The 22,276-nt window shown below is 66.6% G+C and carries 20 protein-coding genes; 11 read left to right on the forward strand and 9 right to left on the reverse strand.

From position 1 onward, the window contains the following. Positions 1–4 precede the first annotated feature (4 nt). Complete coding sequence (locus tag AC2ITM_RS00690) at positions 5–919, forward strand: ParB/RepB/Spo0J family partition protein (RefSeq protein ID WP_486467921.1); 915 nt, start codon at positions 5–7, stop codon at positions 917–919. On the opposite strand, the gene AC2ITM_RS00695 is transcribed toward AC2ITM_RS00690, so the two are convergent. The 4 genes from AC2ITM_RS00695 to rph are packed head-to-tail and all read right to left on the reverse strand — an operon-like array spanning position 903 to position 3,739. Next, positions 903–1,262 carry a YbaN family protein gene (locus tag AC2ITM_RS00695; RefSeq protein WP_486467922.1) on the reverse strand — a complete coding sequence of 120 codons (360 nt, stop codon included), beginning with the start codon at positions 1,260–1,262 and terminating at the stop codon, positions 903–905. The two genes, AC2ITM_RS00690 and AC2ITM_RS00695, sit on opposite strands and share 17 nt — an antisense overlap. Then, positions 1,259–2,425: a radical SAM family heme chaperone HemW gene (hemW, locus tag AC2ITM_RS00700; RefSeq protein WP_486467923.1), complete on the reverse strand. Its 1,167-nt coding sequence runs from the start codon at positions 2,423–2,425 to the stop codon at positions 1,259–1,261. Before hemW ends, AC2ITM_RS00695 begins: the two co-directional genes overlap by 4 nt. Further along, entirely contained in the window at positions 2,422–3,030 is a 609-nt protein-coding gene (gene rdgB / locus AC2ITM_RS00705) for an RdgB/HAM1 family non-canonical purine NTP pyrophosphatase (RefSeq protein WP_486467924.1), read from the reverse strand. The genes hemW and rdgB overlap by 4 nt, the downstream gene beginning before the upstream one ends. Further along, positions 3,023–3,739: a ribonuclease PH gene (gene rph / locus AC2ITM_RS00710; RefSeq protein WP_486467925.1), complete on the reverse strand. Its 717-nt coding sequence runs from the start codon at positions 3,737–3,739 to the stop codon at positions 3,023–3,025. Before rph ends, rdgB begins: the two co-directional genes overlap by 8 nt. Before the next feature lie 111 nt (positions 3,740–3,850). Here rph and hrcA point away from each other — a divergent pair, with 111 nt between their 5' ends. Together hrcA and AC2ITM_RS00720 are read left to right on the forward strand one after the other, a co-directional pair. After that, positions 3,851–4,906, forward strand: coding sequence for a heat-inducible transcriptional repressor HrcA (gene hrcA, locus AC2ITM_RS00715; protein WP_486467926.1), 1,056 nt, complete (start codon positions 3,851–3,853; stop codon positions 4,904–4,906). A 23-nt stretch (positions 4,907–4,929) separates the two neighbouring features. Beyond that, entirely contained in the window at positions 4,930–5,487 is a 558-nt protein-coding gene (locus AC2ITM_RS00720) for a nucleotide exchange factor GrpE (RefSeq protein WP_486467927.1), read from the forward strand. 164 nt (positions 5,488–5,651) lie between these two features. Here the strand turns inward: AC2ITM_RS00720 and mutS are convergent, their stop codons facing one another. Next, entirely contained in the window at positions 5,652–8,309 is a 2,658-nt protein-coding gene (gene mutS, locus AC2ITM_RS00725; RefSeq protein WP_486467928.1) for a DNA mismatch repair protein MutS, read from the reverse strand. 127 nt (positions 8,310–8,436) lie between these two features. Between mutS and AC2ITM_RS00730 the strand changes: the two genes are divergently transcribed. Both AC2ITM_RS00730 and AC2ITM_RS00735 read left to right on the forward strand, forming a co-directional pair. Further along, positions 8,437–10,695 carry an NADP-dependent malic enzyme gene (locus AC2ITM_RS00730; protein ID WP_486467929.1) on the forward strand — a complete coding sequence of 753 codons (2,259 nt, stop codon included), beginning with the start codon at positions 8,437–8,439 and terminating at the stop codon, positions 10,693–10,695. Further along, entirely contained in the window at positions 10,692–11,549 is an 858-nt protein-coding gene (locus AC2ITM_RS00735) for a ribokinase (RefSeq protein WP_486467930.1), read from the forward strand. Before AC2ITM_RS00730 ends, AC2ITM_RS00735 begins: the two co-directional genes overlap by 4 nt. A 240-nt stretch (positions 11,550–11,789) precedes the next feature. Here AC2ITM_RS00735 and AC2ITM_RS00740 read toward each other — a convergent pair whose 3' ends face one another. Continuing rightward, complete coding sequence (locus AC2ITM_RS00740; protein ID WP_486467931.1) at positions 11,790–12,485, reverse strand: alpha/beta fold hydrolase; 696 nt, start codon at positions 12,483–12,485, stop codon at positions 11,790–11,792. Positions 12,486–12,624: 139 nt separating this feature from the next. Further along, the gene (locus tag AC2ITM_RS00745) at positions 12,625–13,854 is read right to left on the reverse strand and encodes an argininosuccinate synthase (protein WP_486467932.1); all 1,230 of its coding nucleotides are present in this window, start codon (positions 13,852–13,854) and stop codon (positions 12,625–12,627) included. 105 nt (positions 13,855–13,959) lie between these two features. Here AC2ITM_RS00745 and ilvA point away from each other — a divergent pair, with 105 nt between their 5' ends. Then, positions 13,960–15,195 carry a threonine ammonia-lyase IlvA gene (ilvA, locus tag AC2ITM_RS00750; RefSeq protein ID WP_486467933.1) on the forward strand — a complete coding sequence of 412 codons (1,236 nt, stop codon included), beginning with the start codon at positions 13,960–13,962 and terminating at the stop codon, positions 15,193–15,195. On the opposite strand, the gene AC2ITM_RS00755 is transcribed toward ilvA, so the two are convergent. Beyond that, positions 15,196–15,498: an Hpt domain-containing protein gene (locus tag AC2ITM_RS00755; protein ID WP_486467934.1), complete on the reverse strand. Its 303-nt coding sequence runs from the start codon at positions 15,496–15,498 to the stop codon at positions 15,196–15,198. Between the two features lie 222 nt (positions 15,499–15,720). Here AC2ITM_RS00755 and AC2ITM_RS00760 point away from each other — a divergent pair, with 222 nt between their 5' ends. Next, positions 15,721–17,031, forward strand: a complete 1,311-nt coding sequence (locus AC2ITM_RS00760) for a PP2C family protein-serine/threonine phosphatase (protein ID WP_486467935.1) — start codon at positions 15,721–15,723, stop codon at positions 17,029–17,031. A 31-nt stretch (positions 17,032–17,062) separates the two neighbouring features. Here AC2ITM_RS00760 and AC2ITM_RS00765 read toward each other — a convergent pair whose 3' ends face one another. Continuing rightward, positions 17,063–17,494: an NUDIX domain-containing protein gene (locus AC2ITM_RS00765; protein ID WP_486467936.1), complete on the reverse strand. Its 432-nt coding sequence runs from the start codon at positions 17,492–17,494 to the stop codon at positions 17,063–17,065. Between the two features lie 92 nt (positions 17,495–17,586). Here AC2ITM_RS00765 and hslO point away from each other — a divergent pair, with 92 nt between their 5' ends. The 4 genes from hslO to AC2ITM_RS00785 all read left to right on the forward strand — a co-directional run bounded on the left by hslO (position 17,587) and on the right by AC2ITM_RS00785 (position 22,239). Then, the gene (hslO, locus tag AC2ITM_RS00770; protein WP_486467937.1) at positions 17,587–18,576 is read left to right on the forward strand and encodes an Hsp33 family molecular chaperone HslO; all 990 of its coding nucleotides are present in this window, start codon (positions 17,587–17,589) and stop codon (positions 18,574–18,576) included. After that, positions 18,566–19,165: a CoA pyrophosphatase gene (locus tag AC2ITM_RS00775; RefSeq protein WP_486467938.1), complete on the forward strand. Its 600-nt coding sequence runs from the start codon at positions 18,566–18,568 to the stop codon at positions 19,163–19,165. Before hslO ends, AC2ITM_RS00775 begins: the two co-directional genes overlap by 11 nt. Then, positions 19,162–20,313: a CCA tRNA nucleotidyltransferase gene (locus AC2ITM_RS00780; protein WP_486467939.1), complete on the forward strand. Its 1,152-nt coding sequence runs from the start codon at positions 19,162–19,164 to the stop codon at positions 20,311–20,313. Before AC2ITM_RS00775 ends, AC2ITM_RS00780 begins: the two co-directional genes overlap by 4 nt. Before the next feature lie 87 nt (positions 20,314–20,400). Next, positions 20,401–22,239: an ABC transporter ATP-binding protein gene (locus AC2ITM_RS00785; RefSeq protein WP_486467940.1), complete on the forward strand. Its 1,839-nt coding sequence runs from the start codon at positions 20,401–20,403 to the stop codon at positions 22,237–22,239. Positions 22,240–22,276: the final 37 nt, after the last annotated feature.

A 22,276-nucleotide genomic window follows, 5' to 3' on the forward strand; every position in this document is an offset into this window, starting at 1 on the left:
GCAGATGATGGAAAAGAGGAAAACCCGGGGGCTCGGGCGCGGTCTGTCGGCCTTGATGGCGGATGTGACCCCCGAGGAAACAGCCACCCTGCAGGGCAATCGTCGTCCTGACCTGCTGGTTCCGATCGAGAAGGTCGTGCCCAATCCCGACCAGCCGCGCCGCAGCTTCACCGAGGCGCAGCTGGAGGATCTGACCAATTCCATCAAGGAAAAGGGCATCATCCAGCCGCTGATCGTGCGACCGAAGCCGGGCATGGACGGCAGCTACGAGATCGTCGCAGGCGAACGCCGCTGGCGTTCGGCGCAGCGGGCGCAGCTGCACGAAGTGCCTGTGATCGTTCGGGATTTCGATGATATCGAGGTCCTCGAGGTCGCCATTATCGAGAACATTCAGCGGGCCGACCTGAACCCCGTGGAAGAGGCCATGGGCTTCCGTCAGCTGATGGACAAGTTCGGCCACACGCAGGAAAAGCTGGCACAGGCCCTTGGGAAAAGCCGCAGCCACATCGCCAACCTGATGCGCCTGCTGCAACTGCCCGACGAGGTGCAGGAGATGCTGCGCGAAGGTCAGCTGTCGGCGGGCCATGCCCGGGCGCTGATCACCTCGGAAAACCCGGTAGCGCTGGCGCACAAGGTCGTCGAGGGCGGCCTGTCGGTCCGCGCGACCGAGCAGCTTGCCAAAAAGCCCGAGGCCCCGGCCGCGCCGAAACCGCAGAAGAAGATCAGCTTCGGCATCCGCCCGGACGAGGGCGAGAAAGACGCGGACACCCGCGCGCTGGAACAGGATCTGGGCGCGGCGCTTGGCATGACGGTGATCATCGACCATGTGCCGGGCAAGACCTATGGCCAGGTGACGATCAGCTACGACACGCTCGAGCAGCTGGACGACCTGTGTCAGGTCCTCAGCGCGGGCCGCTAGGGCGCGACCACAGGAAGGTCATCACGCCCAGCAGCGTGATGACCTGGATCGCCAGAAGTTGCGGGCGCAGGCCCATCAACACCGAGATCAGAAAGACGCCTCCCACCATGACGGTGGCGAGGCGTTTTGCCTTCAGAGAGATCGCGCCATGGTCATGCCAGTCGCGGATGGCGGGGCCGAAGGTCGGGTGGTTCACCAGCCAGCCGTGCAACCGGTCCGAGGACCGCGCAAAGCAGAAGGTGGCCAGCAGCATGAAGGGCACGGTGGGCAGAAGCGGCAGAACCACCCCGATCAGGCCGAGTCCGAGGCTGAGCAGCCCCGAAACCAGCCAGAAGGCCCTCATTCCAGCGAATCCAGCAGTTTGTTCAGGATCGCGTTCAGGACCATACGTCCCTGATCTGTAACGAAAATATGCGATTTTTCGCGTTTCAGTAGGTTCATCTCGTCGAGCTCGTTCAGGACAGAGGTATCAAGGGACGTTCCGCTCAATCTCTCGAACCGGTTTTGATCGATTCCCTCGAGCAGCCGCAGCCCCATCAGCAGGTATTCTTGCGCCTGTTCGGGGCCGGTCAAGGCTTCGATCAAACTGTCCGCATTTCCTGCCTCGGCCGCGGCCAGCCATTTGCCGGGGGCACGGTGGGCTTCGGTCGCGTGGCGACGGCCGTCGATGGTGACGCGGCCATGGGCGCCGGGACCGACGCCGATGTAATCGCCGTAGCGCCAGTACAGGACATTGTGCCGGGACCGCGCGCCATCGCGCGCGTGGTTCGAGACCTCGTAGCAGTCAAAGCCGTGTTCGGCGGTGACGCTTTGCGTCAGCTCGTACATGTCGGCGGCCAGGTCTTCCTCGGGCAGGCCCTTCAGCCCGCCGCGCTTGTAGCGGTCGCCGAAGGCGGTGCCTTCCTCGATCGTCAGCTGGTAGAGCGACAGATGGTCGATGGCCAGCGACAGGGCGCGGTGCAGCTCGGCCTCCCATTCGGCCAGGGTCTGATCCTGGCGGGCATAGATCAGGTCAAAGCTGACGCGGTCGAACTGGTTGCGGGCCACGTCGAAGGCGCGCAGGGCCTCGTCCACGGAATGCAGGCGCCCCAGCCGCTTCAGGTCCCGGTCGTTCATCGCCTGAAAGCCCATCGACACCCGGTTCACGCCCGCCGCCGCATAGCCACGGAACCGTTCTGCCTCGACCGAACCGGGGTTGGCCTCCAGCGTCACTTCGGTGTCATTGGCCTGCGGCCACAGCCTGCGGATGGTGTCCAGGATCCCCTCGACCGTCCGGGGCTCCATCAGGGACGGGGTGCCGCCGCCGAAGAACACCGACTGGACGACGCGACCTGACGTAACGGTAGCGTATCGTTCCAATTCGGTGACGTATGTTTTCAGCCAGCGGCCCTGGTCGATGCTTTCCGCCACATGCGAGTTGAAGTCGCAATAGGGGCATTTGGACTGGCAGAAGGGCCAGTGAACATAGATGCCGAAGCCGGCATTCTGCCAGTCCTCAGTGGTCACTCAAAGCAGCCCTGAACCAGTTTCGCGAACGCCTGCGAGCGGTGCGAGATCGCGTTCTTCTGCTCCGAGGTCATCTCGGCGAAGGTCACGTCAAAGCCTTCGGGCTGGAACATCGGGTCATAGCCATGACCGTTGTCGCCGCGCATCGGCCAGACGCATTGCCCGGGCATCCGCCCGACAAAGATCTCGTCATGGCCATCGGGCCAGGCCAGGCACAGGGTGCAGTTGAAGGCCGCGGTGCGCGGGTAGGGGGCGTCCTTTGCCTCCAGCTCGTCCCAGACCTTGGCCATGGCCATCGGGAAATCGCGGCCATGGTCGGTTTCGGCCCAGTCGGCGGTGTAGACGCCCGGGGCGCCATCCAGGCCGTCGACGGAAATGCCGCTGTCATCCGACAGGGCGGGCAGGCCGGTCGCCTTGGCGGCGTAATGCGCCTTGATGCGGGCATTGCCGATGAAGTTGTCCTGGTCCTCGACCGGCTCTTCCAGCCCATGGTCGGCGGCCGAGGTTACGGTGATGCCGAAGGGGGCCAGAAGCTCGGTGATCTCGGCCAGCTTGCCCTTGTTGTGGGTCGCCAGGACCAGGTCCTTGCCGTCGAACTTACGCATGGACTGCCGCCTTCTGGATCTCGACCAGCTCGGCCACGCCCTTTTCGGCAAGGTCCAGCAGCTGGTTCATCTGGTCACGGGAATAGGTGGACCCTTCCGCCGACATCTGCACCTCGATCAGGCGCTTCGTGCCGGTCAGGATAAAGTTGCCGTCGACGCCTGCCTCGCTGTCCTCGGGGTAGTCGAGGTCCAGCACCGGCTGGCCGGCATAGATGCCGCAGGACACCGCCGCCACCGGATCGACCAGCGGGTCCGAGATCACGATGCCCGCCTTCATCAGCTTGTTCACCGCCAGTTTCAGCGCCACCCAGCCGCCGGTGATCGAGGCGCAGCGGGTGCCGCCATCGGCCTGGATCACGTCGCAGTCGATGGTGATCTGACGCTCGCCCAGGGCCACGCGATCGACGCCGGCGCGCAGCGCACGGCCGATCAGGCGCTGGATCTCGACCGTGCGGCCGCCCTGCTTGCCCATCGCCGCCTCGCGCCGCATCCGCGAGCTGGTCGAGCGCGGCAGCATTCCGTATTCCGCCGTCACCCAGCCCAGGCCGGTGCCCTTGATGAAGGGGGGCACGCGCTCGTCGATGGTGGCGGTGCACAGCACATGGGTGTCCCCGACCTTGATCAGGCACGAGCCCTCGGCGTGCTTGGTGACGCCGGTCTCGATTGAAACCGGGCGCATTTCGCTTAAATCTCTACCAGACGGTCGCATGAAACCTCTCATCTTTTGAGGCCCGTGATAGGCACCGGGACCCCCGGAAGGCAAGTCCCGTTGACCTTTGGCGCAAGGCCTCTTTAATGAACCTTGGAACGGAATGCGGCGATGGCAGAGCAGAAAACCATCCTCAATGATCTGAACGACCGCTCGCGAGAGGTGTTTCGCCGGGTTGTCGAAGGCTATCTGGACAACGGAGAGCCCGTGGGCTCGCGCACCCTGACCCGCGTGATGAGCGAGAAGGTCAGTGCCGCGACGATCCGCAACGTCATGCAGGACCTTGAATACATGGGGCTGCTGGGCAGTCCGCACGTATCTGCCGGGCGCATCCCGACGCAGCGCGGCCTCAGGATGTTCGTCGATGGGCTGCTCGAGGTCAGTGACCTTGATGCGAACGAGCGCCAGAAGATCGACGCGACGGTCGGCAATGGCGGCGATCCCTCGACGCTGCTGGATCGGATCGGTTCGGCGCTCAGCCTGGCGACGCAGGGGGCCTCGCTGGTGCTGGCGCCCAAGCACGAGGCGCCGATCAAGCATATCGAATTCGTCGCGCTCGGCCATGACCGGGCGCTGGTGGTGCTGGTCTTCGGCGATGGCCATGTGGAAAACCGCATCTTCACGCCGCCGCCCGGCCAGACGCCGTCCTCGATGCGGGAGGCTGCGAATTTCCTGAACGCGCTGCTCGAGGGCAAGACCCTCTCGGAGGTCAAGTCCGTCGTCGCCCGCGAGATCGAGGCCCGCCGTCAGCAGATCGACGGGCTGGCGCGGGCGCTGGTGGAAAGCGGCGCTGCGATCTGGGAGGGCGAGGGCGGCATCCACGACCGGCTGATCGTGCGGGGGCGCTCGAATCTGCTGGGCGCGGACGAGGCTGACCTGGATCGCATCCGGGAGCTGTTCGATGACCTGGAACGCAAACGTGACATCGCCGAGTTCCTGGAACTGACCGAAGACGGCGAGGGGGTGCGCATTTTTATCGGCTCCGAGAACAAACTTTTCTCACTTTCGGGTTCCTCTCTGGTGGTCTCTCCTTATATGAACGCGGACCGAAAGATCATCGGTGCGGTCGGTGTGATCGGGCCCACGCGGCTCAATTACGGACGGATCGTTCCGATCGTTGACTACACGGCCCAGCTGGTGGGACGGATGCTTTCCGACCGCCGCTAGGGGCCGCTCAGTGAGGTGAAATGATGGCAGAGCCGAAAGACGACGACTTCCTGGATGATCCCGAGCGGGCCGAGGCCGAATCCCGCGCCTACGAGACGGAAGAGATCGACGATGCCGATATCGCGCTCGAGACGCTGCGTGCGGAACGGGACGAGATGAAGGACAAGTGGATGCGCGCCCTGGCGGATGCGGAAAACGCCCGCAAGCGCGCCGACAAGCAGCGCCGCGAGGCCGAGCAATACGGCGGGTCGAAACTGGCCCGCGATATGCTGCCGGTCTACGACAACCTCAAGCGCGCGCTCGAGGCTGCCGGCGAAAAGACCGAGGAAAACACCGCACTTCTGGAAGGCATCGAGCTGACCATGCGCGAGCTGTCGAACACTTTCCGCAAGCACGGTCTGCTGGTGATTTCGCCCGCCGTCGGTGACAAGTTCGATCCGAACCACCACGAAGCCATGTTCGAGGCCCCGGTCCCCGGCACCAAGTCCGGCGAGATCATCCAGGTCTCGGCCGAGGGCTTCATGCTGCACGACCGCCTGCTGCGCCCTGCCCAGGTCGGCGTCAGCTCCTTCCCTGGCTGATTTCGGCCCCGTTCCGGGGCCGAAGCCTCCGGCGGGAGTATTTATGGCCAGATGAAAGAACCGGTCGCGCCCAGAAGCGCGGCCGGTTTTCTCATTTTCTTGTTCTGAAATACCTCGGGGGAGGCCGCCGCAGGCGGACGGGGGCAGAGCCCCCCCTTCAGGGCTCATCCCCGAGAGGCGTCCTTCAGCCGGTAGAGCGCTTCCAACGCCTCGCGCGGGGTCAGGTCGTCAGGGTGGATATCCTTCAGCAGTTCGGACACGGCCAGCAGCTCGGGCGGGATCTTGGGCTTGGGCGGCGGCGGAGGGGCCGCGGCGAACAGCGGCAGGTCATCGATCATCGCGCGCGGGGCGCCACCGCCCTTGCGGGCGTTTTCCTCGAGCAAAGCCAGGACCTCGCGGGCGCGGGCCACGACGCTGTCGGGCAGGCCCGCCAGCTTGGCCACCTGCACGCCATAGCTGCGGTCGGCCGCCCCCATGCGGACCTCGTGCATGAAGATCACTTCGCCGTCGTGTTCGCGCACCGTGACGGTGGCGTTCTCGACCCCCGAGAGGCGCTTCGAAAGCTGCGTCATCTCGTGGTAATGCGTGGCGAAAAGGGCGCGGGCGCGGTTCGTCTCGTGCAGGTGTTCCAGCGTCGCCCAGGCGATCGACAGGCCGTCGTAAGTGGCGGTGCCGCGGCCGATCTCGTCCAGGATCACCAAGGCCCGGTCGTCCGCCTGGTTCAGGATCGCGGCGGTTTCCACCATCTCGACCATGAAGGTCGAGCGGCCCCGTGCCAGGTCGTCCGAGGCGCCGACGCGGCTGAAGATCTGGCTGACAAGGCCCACATGCGCCGCTGTGGCGGGCACGTGGCAGCCCATCTGCGCCAAGAGCGCGATCAGCGCGTTCTGCCGCAGGAAGGTCGATTTGCCGGCCATGTTGGGGCCCGTCAGCAGCCAGATCGAGGCGCTGTGCTCGCCCTCGGGGATCAGGGCGCAGTCATTGGCGATGAAGGGGGTGCCGTCGCGGCGCAACGCCTGTTCCACCACCGGGTGACGGCCGCCGTCGATGCGCAGCACCCGGCTGAGGTCGACCTTGGGCCGCACCCAGTTTTCCGAGCGTGACAGATCCGCAAGCCCCGTTGCCAGGTCGAATTCCGCCAGCGCCTGCGACAGCTGGGTCAGGGCGGGGGCGGCCTCGATCACCTGGGCGCGCAGGGTCGCGAAAAGCTGCGTCTCGATCCCCTGGGCCTGGCCTGCGGCATTCAGGATCCGGGTTTCCAGGTCCGACAGTTCGGGCGTGGTGAAGCGCAGCTGGTTCGCCGTGGTCTGGCGATGCTTGAAGCGTTCCGACAGGGGCGGCGACAGCATCTTGTCGCCATGGGTCGCGGTGACCTCGATGAAATAGCCCAGCACGTTGTTGTGCTTGATCTTCAGGGAGCCAATGCCGGTGTCCTCGGCGTAGCGGCCCTGCATGGCAGCGATGACGCCGCGGCCCTCGTCGCGCAGGCGGCGGACCTCGTCCAGCTCGTCGTGGAAGCCCCGGGCGATGAAGCCGCCGTCGCGCACCAGCAGCGGTGGCTCGGCCACCAGCGCCACGTCCAGCAGCGACAGCAGCGCCTCTTGCCCGGAAAACGCATGGGCGCTTTTCGACAAGAGCTGCGGCAGGCTGGCGTTGCCCAGCCGCGCGGCCAGCTGTTCGGCCTGGCTCAGCGCATTGCGGATCGCCGCAAGGTCACGCGGGCCGCCGCGCTCCAGCGACAGCCGCGACAGGGCGCGGTCGATGTCGGGCACCTTGCGCAGCAGCTCTCGCAGGTCGGCGGCGGTGCGGCTGTTGGTGCAGGCATAGTCGATCGCATCCAGCCGCTCGCCGATCACCGACAGGCTGCGCGAGGGCGACGAGATCCGCCGTTCCAGCAGGCGCGCGCCCAGGGGCGTCACCGTGCGGTCGACGGCCTGCAGCAGCGATCCCGCCCGCCCGCCGGTCATCGCATGGGTGATTTCCAGGTTGCGCCGGGTGGCGGCGTCGATCTGAACCGTGCCGTCCAGCGCCTCGCGCACCGGCGGGCGCAGCAGCGGCAGCTTGCCCTTCTGGGTGATCTCCAAATAATCGACCAGCGCCCCCATGGCCGAAACCTCGGGCCGGCCGAACTGGCCGAAACTGTCCAGCGTGCCGACGCGGAACAGTTCGGTCAGGCGCTTGGCGGCACCGTTGCTGTCGTAGGAAGACCGCGCCAGCGGCGTGATCGAGATCCCGAAATCCTCGACCAGCGGGCGCAGGCGGTTTTCATCGGCATCGCTGACCAGCAGCTCCGACGGCATCAGCCGCGCCAGTTCCGGCCCCAGCTTGACCGCCGCCAGCGGCATCACGTGAAACGCCCCGGTCGAGATATCGACCCAGGCCAGCGCCGCGCCGTCGCGCATCTCGGCATAGGCCGCCAGGAAGTTGTGGCGCCGCGCCTCCAGCAGGCTGTCCTCGGTCAGGGTGCCGGGGGTGACCAGGCGCACCACATCGCGCCGCACCACCGATTTCGAGCCGCGCTTCTTCGCCTCGGCCGGGTCTTCCATCTGCTCGCAGACGGCGACGCGAAAGCCTTTGCGGATCAGCGTCAGAAGGTAGTTTTCCGCCGAATGCACGGGAACGCCGCACATGGCGATATCTTCGCCCAGGTGCTTGCCCCGCTTGGTCAGCGCGATGTCCAGCGCCTGCGCGGCCTCTTCCGCATCCTTGAAGAACATCTCGTAGAAATCGCCCATGCGGTAGAACAGCAAGGCATGAGGGTATTGTCCCTTGATTTCAAGATATTGCGCCATCATCGGCGTGACGGTTTCCGCCGTGCTCATAGGTCCCCCGGTTCGTTTCGCGCAACTTAACGGTCCAGGAGGTGCGGCGAAAGGGGGGACCTCTGGGCGGTTGAGGCAGCCCCGGCAACCCGATATGCAACTCTCTGACTTCGGAGGGAAGACAGTCATGACCAAGAGCCGCATCAGCCGTGAAGACGCGCTGGCCTTTCACCTTGAGCCCACGCCCGGCAAGTTCGAGATCACGGCCACCGTGCCAATGACCACCCAGCGGGACCTCAGCCTGGCCTACAGCCCGGGCGTCGCCGTCCCCTGCGAGGTGATCGCCGAACAGCCCGAGACCGCCTATGACTATACCAACAAGGGCAACCTTGTGGCGGTGATCTCGAACGGCACTGCGGTGCTGGGTCTGGGGAACCTGGGCGCGCTGGCCTCGAAGCCGGTGATGGAGGGCAAGTCGGTCCTGTTCAAGCGCTTTGCCGATGTGAACTCGATCGACATCGAACTGGACACCGAGGACCCGGAAGAGATCATCAAGGCGGTCAAGCTGATGGGGCCGACCTTCGGCGGCATCAACCTGGAAGACATCAAGGCGCCCGAATGCTTCATCATCGAGCAGCGCCTGAAGGAAGAGATGGACATCCCCGTCTTCCACGACGACCAGCACGGCACCGCGGTGATCTGTGCGGCGGGCCTGATCAACGCGCTGCACATCAGCGGCAAGAAGATCGAGGATGTGAAGATCGTGCTGAACGGCGCGGGCGCGGCGGGCATCGCCTGCCTCGAACTGCTGAAGGCCATGGGCGCGCGGCATGACAACTGCATCATGTGCGACACCAAGGGCGTGATCTATCAGGGCCGCACCGAGGGCATGAACCAGTGGAAATCGGCCCATGCCGCCGCCACCTCGGCCCGTACCCTGGCTGAGGCGATGGAGGGCGCGGACGTCTTCCTGGGCGTGTCGGTCAAGGGCGCGGTGACGCAGGAGATGGTGAAATCCATGGCGCCCAATGCCGTGATCTTCGCCATGGCGAACCCCGATCCCGAAATCACCCCCGAAGAGGTCCACGAGGTCCGCGAGGACGTGATCGTTGCCACCGGCCGGTCGGATTATCCGAACCAGGTCAACAACGTGCTGGGCTTCCCCTATCTGTTCCGCGGCGCGCTCGACATCCATGCCCGCGCGATCAACGACGACATGAAGATCGCCTGCGCCCAGGCCCTGGCGGCCCTTGCCCGCGAGGACGTCCCCGACGAGGTGGCCCTGGCCTATGGCAAGACGCTGACCTTTGGCCGTGACTACATCATCCCGACGCCCTTCGATCCCCGCCTGATCTGGCGCATTCCCCCCGCCGTCGCCCAGGCCGGCATGGAGACCGGCGCCGCCCGCCGCCCCATCGTCGACATGGACGGCTATCAGGTGTCGCTGCAGGCCCGGATGGACCCGACGGCCTCGATCCTGCGCGGGCTGAACGCCCGGGCGCGTCGGGCGCAGGCCCGGATGATCTTTGCCGAGGGCGATGATGTCCGCGTGCTGCGCGCCGCGGTCCTTTACCAGCGCTCCGGCCTGGGCGAGGCCATCGTGGTCGGCCGCGAGGCCGATGTGGAACAGAAGCTGCGCGGCGCGGGCCTGTCCGATGCGGTGGGCGAGCTGAAGATCGTCAATGCCGCCAACACCCAACATCTGGGGGAATACAAGGACTTCCTCTACAAGCGGTTGCAGCGTCGTGGGTTCGACCAGCAGGATGTGCACCGTCTGGCGGCGCGCGACCGGCATGTCTTTGCCTCGCTGATGCTGGCGCATGGCCATGGCGATGCGATGATCAGCGGCGCCACCCGCAAGTCGGCCCATGTGATGGAGCTGATCAGCCACGTCTTCGACGCCGATGCCGAACATGGCGCCTGCGGCACCACCGCCGTCCTGCACAAGGGCCGCATCGTGCTGATCGGTGACACGCTGGTCCATGAATGGCCGGACGAAAACGACCTGGCCGACATCGCCGAACGCTCGGCCGAGGTGGCGCGCGATCTGGGTCTGGAACCCCGCGTGGCCTTCGTCAGCTTCTCGACCTTCGGCTATCCGGTCTCGGAACGGGCCGAGAAGATGCACCTTGCACCCCAGGTCCTGGAAGCGCGCGGCGTCGACTTCGAATTCGAGGGCGAGATGACCATCGACGTGGCGATGAACGCCAAGGCCCGCGCGGCCTACCCGTTCCAGCGCCTGACCGGTAATGCCAACATCCTGGTGGTTCCGGCGCGGCACTCGGCCTCGATCAGCGTCAAGCTGATGCAGGAGATGGCCGGCGCCACGATCATCGGCCCGATCCTGTCGGGGATCGACAAGGCGGTTCAGCTGTGCTCGACCACCGCGACGGTGAACGACATTCTGAACATGGCGGTCGTCGCCGCCTGCAAGGTGAAGGGTTGACCATCTGGAACCTCGGGTCGGTGAATGCCGACCTGCTTTTCCGGGTGCCGCACATGCCGGCACCCGGGGAAACCCTGTCGGCCACCGGCCACCAGAAGGGGCTGGGCGGCAAGGGCGCCAACATGTCCGTCGCGATTGCCCGCGCCGGGTCCCAGGTGGAACATATCGGCGCCGTGGGCGAGGATGGCCTGTGGCTGAAGGACCGTCTGACCCGTTACGGCGTCGGCACCACCCACCTGGCCGAGGTCCCGGGCCCCACCGGGCAGGCCGTCGTCTATCTGGACGACAGCGGCGAAAACCAGATCGTCATCCTGGCGGGCTCGAACGCCGCGATCACCCCCGAGGCGATCGAAGCTGCCCTGCAGCAGGCCCGTCCCGGCGACATCGCGCTGTTCCAGAATGAGACCAGCGGTCAGCTGGCCTTTGCCCGTGCCGCGAAGGCGCGCGGGCTGCGCCTGGCCTATGCCGCCGCGCCCTTCGATGCGGATGCGGTGGCGGCGGTGCTGGATCACCTCGACATCCTGATGATGAACGAGGTCGAGGCCGCGCAGTTGCAAAAGGCCACCGGTCTTGCCCCCGAGGCCCTGCCCGTGGCCGAGGTCATCGTCACCCTGGGCGCCCGGGGCTGCCGTCGAATCAACACCGCGGCAGCGGTGCTGCGCGACTTCCCCGCGCAGAAGGTCACGCCGGTCGACACCACCGGCGCCGGGGATACGTTCAGCGGATATCTGCTGGCGGGCCTCGACCAGGGGTTGCCCATGGATGATGCGATTTCCCTTGCCCAGAAGGCTGCAGCGCTGATGGTCACCCGCCTGGGGGCCGCTGACGTCATTCCGGGACGAGCGGAAATATGACAATTGTCATGGTACGAATTTTTTTCCTTATGAATCCCCCAAAATGAACTCTATCTTCTACTTGTGGAATATGAGTGCGCCTGAGGGTTGCCAGGCATGACCCGGAACGTCTGGAGGCGGATCGGGTCGGGGGAGTGCAAGCTCTTCGCGTAACGAGTGGTTCGTAGTAGGAACCGAACGGGCTGATCCTTTTGGGGTCGGCCCGTCTTGTTGTGTGGTGCCTGCACGGCCCGTTACATCCTACAGCGCCAGCCAGTCCTGCAGGGCGGCATTGACCGCCTCGGGGGTTTCCATGGTCGACAGGTGGCCGCAGCCCGGCACCACGACCAGCCTTGCTCCGGGAATGGCATCCGAGATCTCGCGGGCGATCTCGGGCGGGGTCAGCAGGTCGGCTTCGCCCACCAGGACCATCGTCGGCAGGGCATAGCTCGCCAGATCTGGGCGCGAATCCGGGCGTGAGATGATTGCCGCCGATTGCTGCGCCAGCACCGCCTTGCCCAGACTCAGCGACATCTGCAGCACCGGTTCGCGCAGGCGCGCCTGGTGATCGGAATGCACAAGGTTGGGCAGCCCGGCGGCAAAGGCCATGCGCAGCTGGCGCCCTTCCAGCGGGCCGATGGTGTCCAGCGTGGCACGGCGATAGGCCGATTGCTGGTCGGTATCGGGGCGGGCAGAGGTATCCAGCAGCGCCAGACGCTCGACCCGTTCGGGGGCCTGGCGCATGATCTCCATCGCGGCATAGCCGCCCATCGACAGACCAGCCAGGGCAAAGCGCGGCGGCGCCTCGGCCAGGATGGCGCGGGCCATTTCGGCGATGGTTTCGCCGCGTTGGGTGTTGGCGACGGTCACCGCCCCATGCGGCCACAGCGCGGGGATCTGGGCGGCGAACAGGGCAGGCGTCGCCATCAGCCCGGGGATCAGCAGGATCGGGGTCATCGACTCATCCTTCTCGCAAGTCGTCCGGGCGGAAGGGTGAAACCCTTTGCGGCGGGGACCAAGGGGGAAGGCGGCCTTGCAGATGAAAAAGGGCGCGCATCTACATATGCGCGCCCTATACCAGATGTAGTGTTCTGGATTACTTCTTGATGCGCATGTTGCGTGCCGCCAGCAGCTTCAGACGCAGGGCGTTCAGCTGGATGAAGCCGGCCGCGTCCTTCTGGTCGTAGGCGCCGGCGTCTTCCTCGAAGGTCACGTGCTTCTCGGAATAGAGCGAGTAGTCGGACCAGCGGGCCACGGTGCGCGCCGCACCCTTGTAAAGCATCAGCTTGACGGTGCCGGTGACGAACTCTTGCGACTTGTCGATCAGCGCCTGCAGCATCTCACGCTCGGGCGAGAACCAGAAGCCGTTGTAGATCAGTTCCGCGTAGCGCGGCATGATCGAGTCCTTCAGGTGGCCCGCGCCGCTGTCGATGGTGATCTGCTCGATGCCGCGGTGGGCTTCCAGCAGGATCGCGCCGCCGGGGGTCTCGTAGACGCCACGGGACTTCATGCCGACAAAGCGGTTTTCCACAAAGTCGAGACGGCCGATGCCGTGCTTTTTGCCATAGGCGTTCAGCGCGGTCAGGATCGTGGCCGGGCTCATCGCTTCGCCGTTGATCGCGACGGCATCACCCTTTTCGAAGGTGATCTCGATGTACTCGGGCTCGTTCGGGGCCTGGGTGACGGGATCGTCGGTGCGCTGGAACACGTATTCGGGCGCCACGGCGGCCGGATCTTCCAGCACGCGGCCTTCGGACGAGGTGTGCAGCAGGTTCGCATCGACCGAGAACGGTGCCTCGCCGCGCTTGTCCTTGGCGATCGGGATTTGGTTCGCCTCGGCGAATTCCAGCAGCTTGGTGCGGCTGGTCAGATCCCACAGGCGCCAGGGTGCGATCACCTTGATGGCCGGGTTCAGCGCATAGGCCGACAGCTCGAAGCGGACCTGGTCGTTGCCCTTGCCGGTGGCGCCATGGGCGACGGCATCGGCACCGGTTTCGCGGGCGATCTCGACCAGGCGCTTGGAAATCAGCGGCCGCGCGATCGAGGTGCCCAGCAGGTACAGGCCTTCATAGACCGCGTTGGCGCGGAACATCGGGAAAACGAAGTCGCGCACGAATTCTTCACGGACGTCTTCGATGAAGATGTTCTCGGGCTTGATCCCCAGAAGCTCGGCCTTCTTGCGGGCGGGCTCCAGCTCTTCGCCCTGACCGAGGTCAGCGGTGAAGGTGACGACCTCGCAACCGTATTCGGTTTGCAGCCACTTCAGGATGATCGAGGTGTCGAGGCCACCGGAATAGGCCAGGACGACTTTCTTGGGCGCGGACATGAATTTTCCCTCAATTCGAGTTTCGCCGGGCGATAGCCCTTTTTCGCCTAGGGTACAAGCCTAACGCCCCTTGCCAGCAAGGATACAAGGCGTAAAGACGAGGATATGAGCGAGTTTCTGGACAAGGCCCGGGCGGCCATGGTGGCAATGCGGGAGGTCTTTCCCGCCACGCCGCTTCTGCGCAACGATCATCTGTCGGCCCGCTATGGGGCCGAGATCTGGCTGAAACGCGAAGATCTGTCGCCGGTGCGCAGCTACAAGTTGCGCGGCGCCTTCAACGCGATGCGCAAGGTGATGTCGGCAGGTGGCGCGCCGTCGTTCGTCTGTGCCAGCGCTGGCAACCATGCCCAGGGCATGGCCTTCATGTGCCGCCATTTCCAGGTGCCGGGCGTGGTCTTCATGCCGGTGACGACGCCGCAGCAGAAGATCGACAAGACCCGCACCTTTGGCGGCGATTTCATCCAGATCCGCCTGGTTGGCGACTATTTCGACGACACCCTGGCCGAGGCGCAGCGCTATTGCAGCGAGGTCGGTGGGCATTTCCTGGCGCCTTTCGACGATGATGACGTGATCGAGGGCCAGGCCTCTGTTGCCGCCGAGATCGAACAGCAGCTGCCGGGCCTTGCCGACATGATCGTGCTGCCGGTCGGCGGCGGTGGTCTGGCCGCCGGGGTGCGCAGCTATTTCGGCGACCGGATGGCGTTCCGCTTTGTCGAGCCCGAGGGCGGCCGTTCGCTGCGCGCCGCGGTCGAGGCAGGCGAGCCGGTGACGCTGAAGAAGGTCGACAGCTTTGTCGACGGGGCCGCGGTGGCGCGCATCGGGGCACGGCCCTTTGCACGGCTGAAGGACATTGCCGCCGATCACGTCCTGGCTGCCCCCGAGGACCGCATCTGCCTGACCATGCTGGACATGCTGAACGTCGAGGGGGTTGTGCTGGAACCCGCGGGCGCGCTGTCGGTCAACGCGCTGGAGGATCTGAAGGACGAGATCCGCGGCAAGCGGGTGATCTGCGTCACCTCGGGCGGCAATTTCGACTTTGAGCGCCTGCCCGAGGTCAAGGAACGGGCACAGCGCTTTGCCGGGCTGAAGAAGTACTTCATCCTGCGGCTGCCGCAGCGCCCCGGCGCCCTGCGAGAGTTCCTGGACATGCTGGGCCCCGAGGATGATATCAGCCGGTTTGAATACCTGAAGAAATCGGCACGCAATTTCGGCACGGTGCTGATCGGCATCGAGACGAAGGATGCCGCGAACCTGCAGGCGCTGACGGCGCGGATGGAGGCGGCGGGCTTTACCTTCCGCGACATCACCACCGATCCGGTGCTGGCCGAATTCCTGATCTGATCAGGCGGCCACCCGGCCGGGCAGTTCGGACAGGAAAATCTGCCGACTTTCGGCATAGCAGGTGCGGATGGCCCCGATGTCGACCGCATCACCGTCTCCGGCGGCGGCCATGTGCTCGCCCTGGGCGCAGAGACCGGCAAAGGCGTTGAACCCCAGGTTCAGCGCCGATCCCTTCAGCGCATGCAGCACCTGCACCAGCGCCGGCCCGCGTTTCAGATCCGCCAGCGTGCCCTCGACGTCCTCGAGGAAGATCTGCACGACCTCGTCGAAATCGTCATGCCCGACATCGTCGCGCAGGGACATGACCTGTTCCCAGGATATCATCATCGCTCTCCCGTGACCCCCGGGGTGGTCATAGGGCCAAGGTCTTAACCGGCGATTTCAGACAAAGGTCGAACTCTAGCTTTAAGGGCTTCTTAGCTGACCTGGCCCTATCCCCTTGGGCAAGACCGGCGGCCGGGGGGCCGGCGGAAGGCATTGAGGACACCCGGGGCGCGCCCGTGGTGTCGGTGACGGGTGGTGGGAATGCAGGCTGGACGGGACATTGCGCCGGAGCAGGAGGCGGACGGGGACCGGGCGCGGGCGCGCCGGGTGCTGGTGGTCGACGACAGTCGCTTGCAGCGGCACATCCTGAAGCGGCTGCTGCTGGGCTGGGGCTACGAGGTCGACGAGGCCGAGACCGGCGATGCCGCGCTGGAGCTGTGCCACAGCCAGCCGCCCGATCTGGTGATCAGCGACTGGATGATGCCGGGCATGGACGGGCTGGGCTTTTGCGAGGCCTTCCGCCGCCTGCCGCGCGAGGATTACGGCTATTTCATCCTGCTGACCTCGAAACAGGAAAAGCTGAGCGTCGCCGAGGGGCTGGATGCGGGGGCGGATGATTTCCTGACCAAGCCGGTCAGCAAGACGGAACTGCGCGCCCGGCTGAATGCCGGCGAGCGCATCCTGGACATGAGCCGCCAACTGCGCGAGAAGAACCGCCTTGTCAGCCAGACGCTGGCGCGGCTGCAGGTGGCGCATGACCTGATCGATGGCGACCTGATCGAGGCCAAGAAGCTGCAGCAGAGCCTGGTGCGGGAACGCTTTCGCGATTTCGGGCCGGTGGCGGTGTCGCTGATGCTGCGCCCGGCGGGACGGGTCGGCGGCGATCTGGTGGGCTTCTATCCGGTGAATGAGGCGTGGTTCGGCTGCTTTGCGCTGGATGTGTCGGGGCACGGGATCAGCTCGGCGCTGATGACGGCGCGGCTGGCGGGCTATCTGACCTCGGCCACGCCGGGGCGCAACCTGGCGATCACGCGCGATGCCGAAGGGCAGCCCGCGCCGCGCCCCCCCGCCGAGGTGGCGGCGCATCTGAACCAGCTGATGCTGGCCGAGATGTCGACCGAGCATTACTTTACCATGGTGCTGGCCCAGGTCGAGATCGCCACCGGCCGGGTGATCCTGGTGCAGGCCGGCCATCCGCATCCGCTGCTGCAGCGCGCCAATGGCCAGGTCGAGAGCATCGGCCGCGGCGGCGTTCCGATCGGGCTGATCGACGGCGTGCCATACGAGGAGACCGAACTGGTGCTGGCGCCGGGCGAGCGGCTGTTGCTGCAGTCCGACGGCATCACCGAATGCCCGCTGGAGGGCGGCGGGATGCTGGATACCGAGGGGCTGGTGGCGCTGATGGAAGGCCTGCGGGAGAGCCAGGGCACGGCCTTTCTGGAGGCGCTGGTCTGGCAACTGGCCGAGCGGGCGGGGGCTGGGGATTTTCCCGACGACATCTCGGCTGTGGTGATCGAACGGCCTGACGGAGGGGATGGGGTGGGGGCGCTGCCCCCGTCAGCCTGCGGCTGACCCCCCCGAGGTATTTGGAACAAGAAAATGGTTACAGGAGGCTGCGCAGCACGGCGGCATCGCCTTCGCTGCCGACGGCCTGGGCCGCAAGGGTGGGGGCCATCCAGAGGGCGGTGTGGTGCGGTTCCGACGGGGCGGAGCGGCGCATCACCGGGCGCGCGAGGAAGATGTGGCAGAGCTTTTCGGCAAAGATCTCGTACTCCGGCATCCAGACGAAGCGGCGGTAGCTGGTGATCAGGCGCGGCGCGGTGATCGACCAGCCGGTTTCCTCCCAGACTTCGCGGTGCAGGGCGCGGACCGGCGTTTCGCCGGGGTCGATGCCGCCGCCGGGCAGCTGGACCTCGGGTTCGGGGTGGGCCTGGAAGGTCACCAGAAGCTTGCCGTCACGGGGCAGGATCGCGTAGGCGCCGGGCCGCAGCGTGTATTTCTGACCCGGGCGGGGCGGTTTTCCGTAGCGGCGCATGGCGGGTTCTCGGTCTCTCGGGGGTTGAAGGCGGCTGGGTTGCTCCTTACCTCGCACCGGGTTATGCCAAGAGCAAGCGCATAGGACATCTCATGACCATCGGCACCAAACTCGCCTGGGACGACACGGTACTGCCGTTCCAGCTGGACAATGCAGACATTCGCGGCCGGGTGGCCCGCCTGGACGGGGTGCTGGACGGCATCCTGAAGCAGCACGACTACCCCCCCGGCGTCGAGGCCCTGGTGGCCGAGATGGCGCTGCTGACCGCGCTGATCGGCCAGACGATCAAGCTGCGCTGGAAACTGTCGCTGCAGGTGCAGTCCGACGGACCGGTGCGGATGATCGCCACCGACTACTACGGCCCCGAGAAGGAGGGCGAGCCCGCCCGTATCCGCGCCTACGCGAGCTTTGACCGCGAGCGCATCACCGACGGGGCGCCCTTTGCCCAGATCGGCAAGGGCTATTTCGCCGTGCTGATCGACCAGGGCCCGGGCACCGTGCCCTACCAGGGCCTGACGCCGATTGCGGGCGGCAGCCTGCGCGCCTGCGCCGAGGCCTATTTCGCGCAGTCCGAACAGCTGCCCACCAGCTTCAACCTGTCCTTCGGCCTGTCGACCGAGGCAGGCGGCATCCAGCACTGGCGCGCCGGTGGCGTGATGCTGCAGGCGATGCCGAAGCCGGGCGAGCATGTCGCCAATGCAGAAGGCTCGGGCGAGGGCGGGCTGCTGCTGGCCCAGGACCTGGTCGAGGGCGAGGCGGAAGAGAACTGGAACCGCGTCAACTTCCACCTCGATACTGTCGAGCAGCTGGAACTGATCGGCCCCTCGGTGTCGCCGACCGACCTGCTGGTGCGGCTGTTCCACGAGGAAACGCCGCGCGTCTTCGATGCCCAGTCGGTGCGTTTCGGCTGCACCTGTTCCGAGGATCGGGTGCGGCAGAGCCTGTCGATCTACTCGGCCAAGGACATCGAGAAGATGACCACCGAAGAGGGCGTCGTGACCGCGGACTGCCAGTTCTGCGGCGCCCATTACGTGATGGATCCGAAGACCCTGGGCTTCGAAGCGGGGAAGGATGAGGGCTGAGCCCGATTTCGACCGCATCGCCGAGGCGCTTTTGCGCCCCGGCACCCCGTCCTCTGATTTCGACCTGAATCCGCCGCTGGCGCTTCCGGCCGGTCGCAAGCTGCGGCCGGCCTCGGTGCTGTGCGGCCTCGAGGAGGGCGCGCGGGGGCTGCAGGTGATCCTGACCAAGCGGTCCTCGGCGCTGAAGCACCATCCGGGGCAGATCGCCTTTCCGGGCGGCAAGCAGGAAGAGGGCGATGCCGATGCCACCGCCGCCGCCCTGCGCGAGGCCGAGGAAGAGATCGGCCTGCCCGCATCTGCCGTGGCCGTGCTGGGCCATCTGCCGCCGCACGAGACGGTGACGGGGTTCCAGGTCAGCCCGGTGGTGGCGCGCATCACCACGCCCTTTGCCGAACGCTGGCAGGCCAGCGAGGTCGAAGAGGTCTTCCGCGTGCCGCTGGCGCATCTGCTGCGGCCCGAAAGCTATTCGATCCAGTCGCGGCGCTGGCGGGGTGTCAGACGCTACTACTATACGGTTCCTTACGGGCCCTACTACATCTGGGGGGCGACCGCCCGGATGCTGCGGGTGCTGGCGGACCGGCTGGCATGACGCGACTGACCGGCGACTGGCTGCGGACCCCGGCCACCCGGGCGGTCTGCGCGGCGCTGACCGGGGCCGGGCACCAGGCCTGGTTCGTCGGCGGCTGCGTGCGCGATGCGCTGATGGGGATCGCGGTGGGCGATATCGACCTGTGCACCGATGCCCGGCCCGATCAGGTGCAGGCGCTGGCGCTGGCCGCCGGGCTGAAACCCGTGCCCACCGGGATCGAGCATGGCACGATCACCATCGTCTCGGGCGGCATCCCGCACGAGGTCACGACCTTCCGCCGCGATGTCGACACCGACGGGCGCCATGCGGTCGTGGCCTTTTCCGACAGCATGGAGGAGGACGCGCGGCGCCGCGACTTCACCATGAACGCGCTTTATGCCGATCCCGAGGGCCGGGTCCGCGATCCGCTGGGGCAGGGGCTGGCGGATCTGGCGGCTGGGCGGCTGCGCTTCATCGGCGATGCCGAAACCCGCATCCGCGAGGATTACCTGCGCACCTTGCGCTACTTCCGCTTCCATGCGCGCTTTGCCGATCCCGAGGGCGGCTTTGACCCCGAGGCGCTGGCCGCCATCGCCGCGACGCTTGAAGGGCTGGAAACCCTCTCGGCCGAGCGCATCACGGCCGAGCTGACCAAGCTGCTGTCGGTGCCGGATCCCGCGCCCGCGGTGGCCTGCATGGCGCAGACCGGGGTGCTGGGCACCCTGTTGCCGGGGGCCGAGGCGCGGGCGCTGGCGCCTCTGGTGCACCTCGAGGGGGCGGTGGGCGTGGCCCCGGACTGGCGCTGCCGTCTGGCGGCAATCGGCGGCAGCACGCCGCTGCGGCTGTCGAAGAGGGATGCTGCCACCGTGGCCCTGCTGCGCGACGAAGCGGGCACGATGACCGGCGCGGCCGAGCTGGGCTATCGCCACGGCGCCGATCTGGCGCTGCAGGTTCTGCTGCTGCGCGCCGCGCTGCTGGAGATGCCGGTGATGCCGGATGCCGCCCGGCAGGCGCGCTTTGGTGCCGCGCAGGTCTTTCCGGTGAAGGCCCGGGATCTGCCGACCGGGCTGAAGGGGCCGCAGATCGGCGCCGCGCTGCGCGCCATGGAAACGAGATGGATCGTTTCCGAATTCACGCTGGACCGGGACGCCCTGCTGCGCGATCCTTGACGCCGCGTGATCACGATCGCGACACCCGGCGTGGCGCGCTTGATTGCAGGCCTTCCCCGCGTCGATAACCGCGAGGAGAGGTGCCCCATGTTCCAACCCGAGACCCTGATCGACCCCTTTGCCCCGGCCACCGGGGCGCCGCCGAAGACGCTGCTGCGCTTCATGGGCTGGCTGCTGAAGGGGGCCTTTCCGGCGCTGATCCTGGCGGCGGGGCTGGCGGCGCTGGCCGGCGCGATGGAGGCCGCGACCGCCTGGATGCTGGGCCGCGTGGTGGACGGCGCCCAGGCGGCCGGCCCCGAGGCGTTCTTTTCGGTGGGCAATATTGTCCTGCTGGCCGGGGCGGTCGGGTTCTTCCTGCTGGTGCGGCCGCTGTTCTTCGGGCTCAGCTCGGCGGCGAATTCGATGATCGTGCAGCCGAATGTCTTTGCGCTGGTGCTGTCGCGGCTGCATCGCTGGACCATGGGCCAGTCGGTGACCTTCTTCGACAACGATTTTGCCGGGCGGATCAGCCAGAAGCAGATGCAGACCGCCCGCGCCACGACCGATGTCGCCTTCGAGACGATCAACGTGGTGGCCTTCGCGCTGGCCTCGATGGGGGGATCGGTGCTGCTGATGCTGTCGATCGACGGCTGGCTGGGGCTGGCCTTCATCCTCTGGCTGGCGGGCTATCTGGCGCTGGTGCGCTGGTACATCCCGAAGGTGCGCGCCCGGGCGGGCAAGCGGGCGGCGGCGCGGGCCATGGTGTCGGGGGTCGTCGTCGACACGATCACCAACATCAAGACGGTCAAGCTGTTCGCCCATGCCGAACACGAGGATCAGGCGGCGCTGGCCTCGCTGGGGCGCTACCGTGATGCGGCGCTGCATTTCGGGCGGCTGTCGGCGCAGTTCCGGTTCACCCTGACGATCATGGGGGGCGTGCTGCCGGTGCTGCTGGTGGGGGGTACGCTGGCCTCCTGGGCGCATGGGGGGGCATCGGTGGGCGACATCGTGGCGGCAGGCGCCATCGCCACCCGGATCGCCCAGATGACCGGCTGGGTCAGCTTTTCGCTGATGGGCATCTATGGCTCGGTGGGCGAGGTCGAGGACGGCATGCACACGCTGGGCCGCGCGGTGCGGCTTTATGACCGCGACGATGCCGTGCCGCTGCGCGCGGACTGCGGCGGCATCCGCTTTGACCACCTGACCTTTGCCTATGGCGGCCAGAAGGGCGGCCTGCACGGCGTCGACCTGACCATCCGCCCGGGCGAGAAGCTGGGGATCGTCGGGGCTTCGGGGGCCGGGAAATCGACGCTGGTGTCGCTGCTGCTGCGCCTCTACGACCCCGAGGGCGGCCGGATCGAGATCGACGGTCAGGACATTGCCGGTGTCACCCAGGACAGCCTGCGCCGCAACATCGCGCTGGTCACGCAGGACACGGCGATGTTCAACCGCTCGGCCCGGGAAAACATCCTCTATGGCCGTCCCGATGCCACCGAAGACGACATGATCGAGGCCGCCCGCAAGGCCGAGGCCGACCATTTCATCCGTGATCTCAGGGACCTCGAGGGGCGCTCGGGCTATGATGCGCGGCTGGGCGAACGCGGGGTCAAGCTGTCGGGCGGCCAGCGCCAGCGCATCGCGCTGGCCCGCGCCATCCTGAAGGACGCCCGCATCCTGGTGCTGGACGAGGCGACATCGGCCCTCGACAGCGAGGTCGAGGCGCAGATCCAGGACGCGCTGGAACGGGTGATGGAGGGCAAGACGGTGCTGGCCATCGCGCACCGGCTGTCGACCATCAGCCACATGGACCGGATCGTGGTGCTGGACCAGGGCCGCATCGCCGAGATCGGCCCCCATGCCGAACTGCTGGCCCAGGGCGGCCTTTACGCGCGCTACTGGGCGCGGCAGTCGGGCGGTTTCCTGGGCACCGAGGAAGCCGCGGAATAGGGCTTTGCCGGGCGTGTCTTCCACGGTAAGGGGCCGG

The sequence above is a fragment of the Pseudooceanicola sp. NS-SX9 genome (assembly GCF_057380705.1).

What these genes read in the sequence shown, in the direction of transcription:
- AC2ITM_RS00690 (WP_486467921.1), top strand. Translation starts at nt 5, where the DNA reads ATGATGGAAAAGAGGAAAACCCGGGGGCTCGGGCGCGGTCTGTCGGCC.
- mutS (WP_486467928.1), bottom strand. Translation starts at nt 8,309, where the DNA reads ATGAGCACGGCGGAAACCGTCACGCCGATGATGGCGCAATATCTTGAA.
- rdgB (WP_486467924.1), bottom strand. Translation starts at nt 3,030, where the DNA reads ATGCGTAAGTTCGACGGCAAGGACCTGGTCCTGGCGACCCACAACAAG.
- hslO (WP_486467937.1), top strand. Translation starts at nt 17,587, where the DNA reads ATGACCATCGGCACCAAACTCGCCTGGGACGACACGGTACTGCCGTTC.
- ilvA (WP_486467933.1), top strand. Translation starts at nt 13,960, where the DNA reads ATGAGCGAGTTTCTGGACAAGGCCCGGGCGGCCATGGTGGCAATGCGG.
- AC2ITM_RS00765 (WP_486467936.1), bottom strand. Translation starts at nt 17,494, where the DNA reads ATGCGCCGCTACGGAAAACCGCCCCGCCCGGGTCAGAAATACACGCTG.
- AC2ITM_RS00760 (WP_486467935.1), top strand. Translation starts at nt 15,721, where the DNA reads ATGCAGGCTGGACGGGACATTGCGCCGGAGCAGGAGGCGGACGGGGAC.
- AC2ITM_RS00755 (WP_486467934.1), bottom strand. Translation starts at nt 15,498, where the DNA reads ATGTCCCTGCGCGACGATGTCGGGCATGACGATTTCGACGAGGTCGTG.
- rph (WP_486467925.1), bottom strand. Translation starts at nt 3,739, where the DNA reads ATGCGACCGTCTGGTAGAGATTTAAGCGAAATGCGCCCGGTTTCAATC.
- AC2ITM_RS00785 (WP_486467940.1), top strand. Translation starts at nt 20,401, where the DNA reads ATGTTCCAACCCGAGACCCTGATCGACCCCTTTGCCCCGGCCACCGGG.
- AC2ITM_RS00730 (WP_486467929.1), top strand. Translation starts at nt 8,437, where the DNA reads ATGACCAAGAGCCGCATCAGCCGTGAAGACGCGCTGGCCTTTCACCTT.
- AC2ITM_RS00740 (WP_486467931.1), bottom strand. Translation starts at nt 12,485, where the DNA reads ATGACCCCGATCCTGCTGATCCCCGGGCTGATGGCGACGCCTGCCCTG.
- AC2ITM_RS00695 (WP_486467922.1), bottom strand. Translation starts at nt 1,262, where the DNA reads ATGAGGGCCTTCTGGCTGGTTTCGGGGCTGCTCAGCCTCGGACTCGGC.
- AC2ITM_RS00775 (WP_486467938.1), top strand. Translation starts at nt 18,566, where the DNA reads ATGAGGGCTGAGCCCGATTTCGACCGCATCGCCGAGGCGCTTTTGCGC.
- AC2ITM_RS00720 (WP_486467927.1), top strand. Translation starts at nt 4,930, where the DNA reads ATGGCAGAGCCGAAAGACGACGACTTCCTGGATGATCCCGAGCGGGCC.
- hrcA (WP_486467926.1), top strand. Translation starts at nt 3,851, where the DNA reads ATGGCAGAGCAGAAAACCATCCTCAATGATCTGAACGACCGCTCGCGA.
- AC2ITM_RS00780 (WP_486467939.1), top strand. Translation starts at nt 19,162, where the DNA reads ATGACGCGACTGACCGGCGACTGGCTGCGGACCCCGGCCACCCGGGCG.
- AC2ITM_RS00745 (WP_486467932.1), bottom strand. Translation starts at nt 13,854, where the DNA reads ATGTCCGCGCCCAAGAAAGTCGTCCTGGCCTATTCCGGTGGCCTCGAC.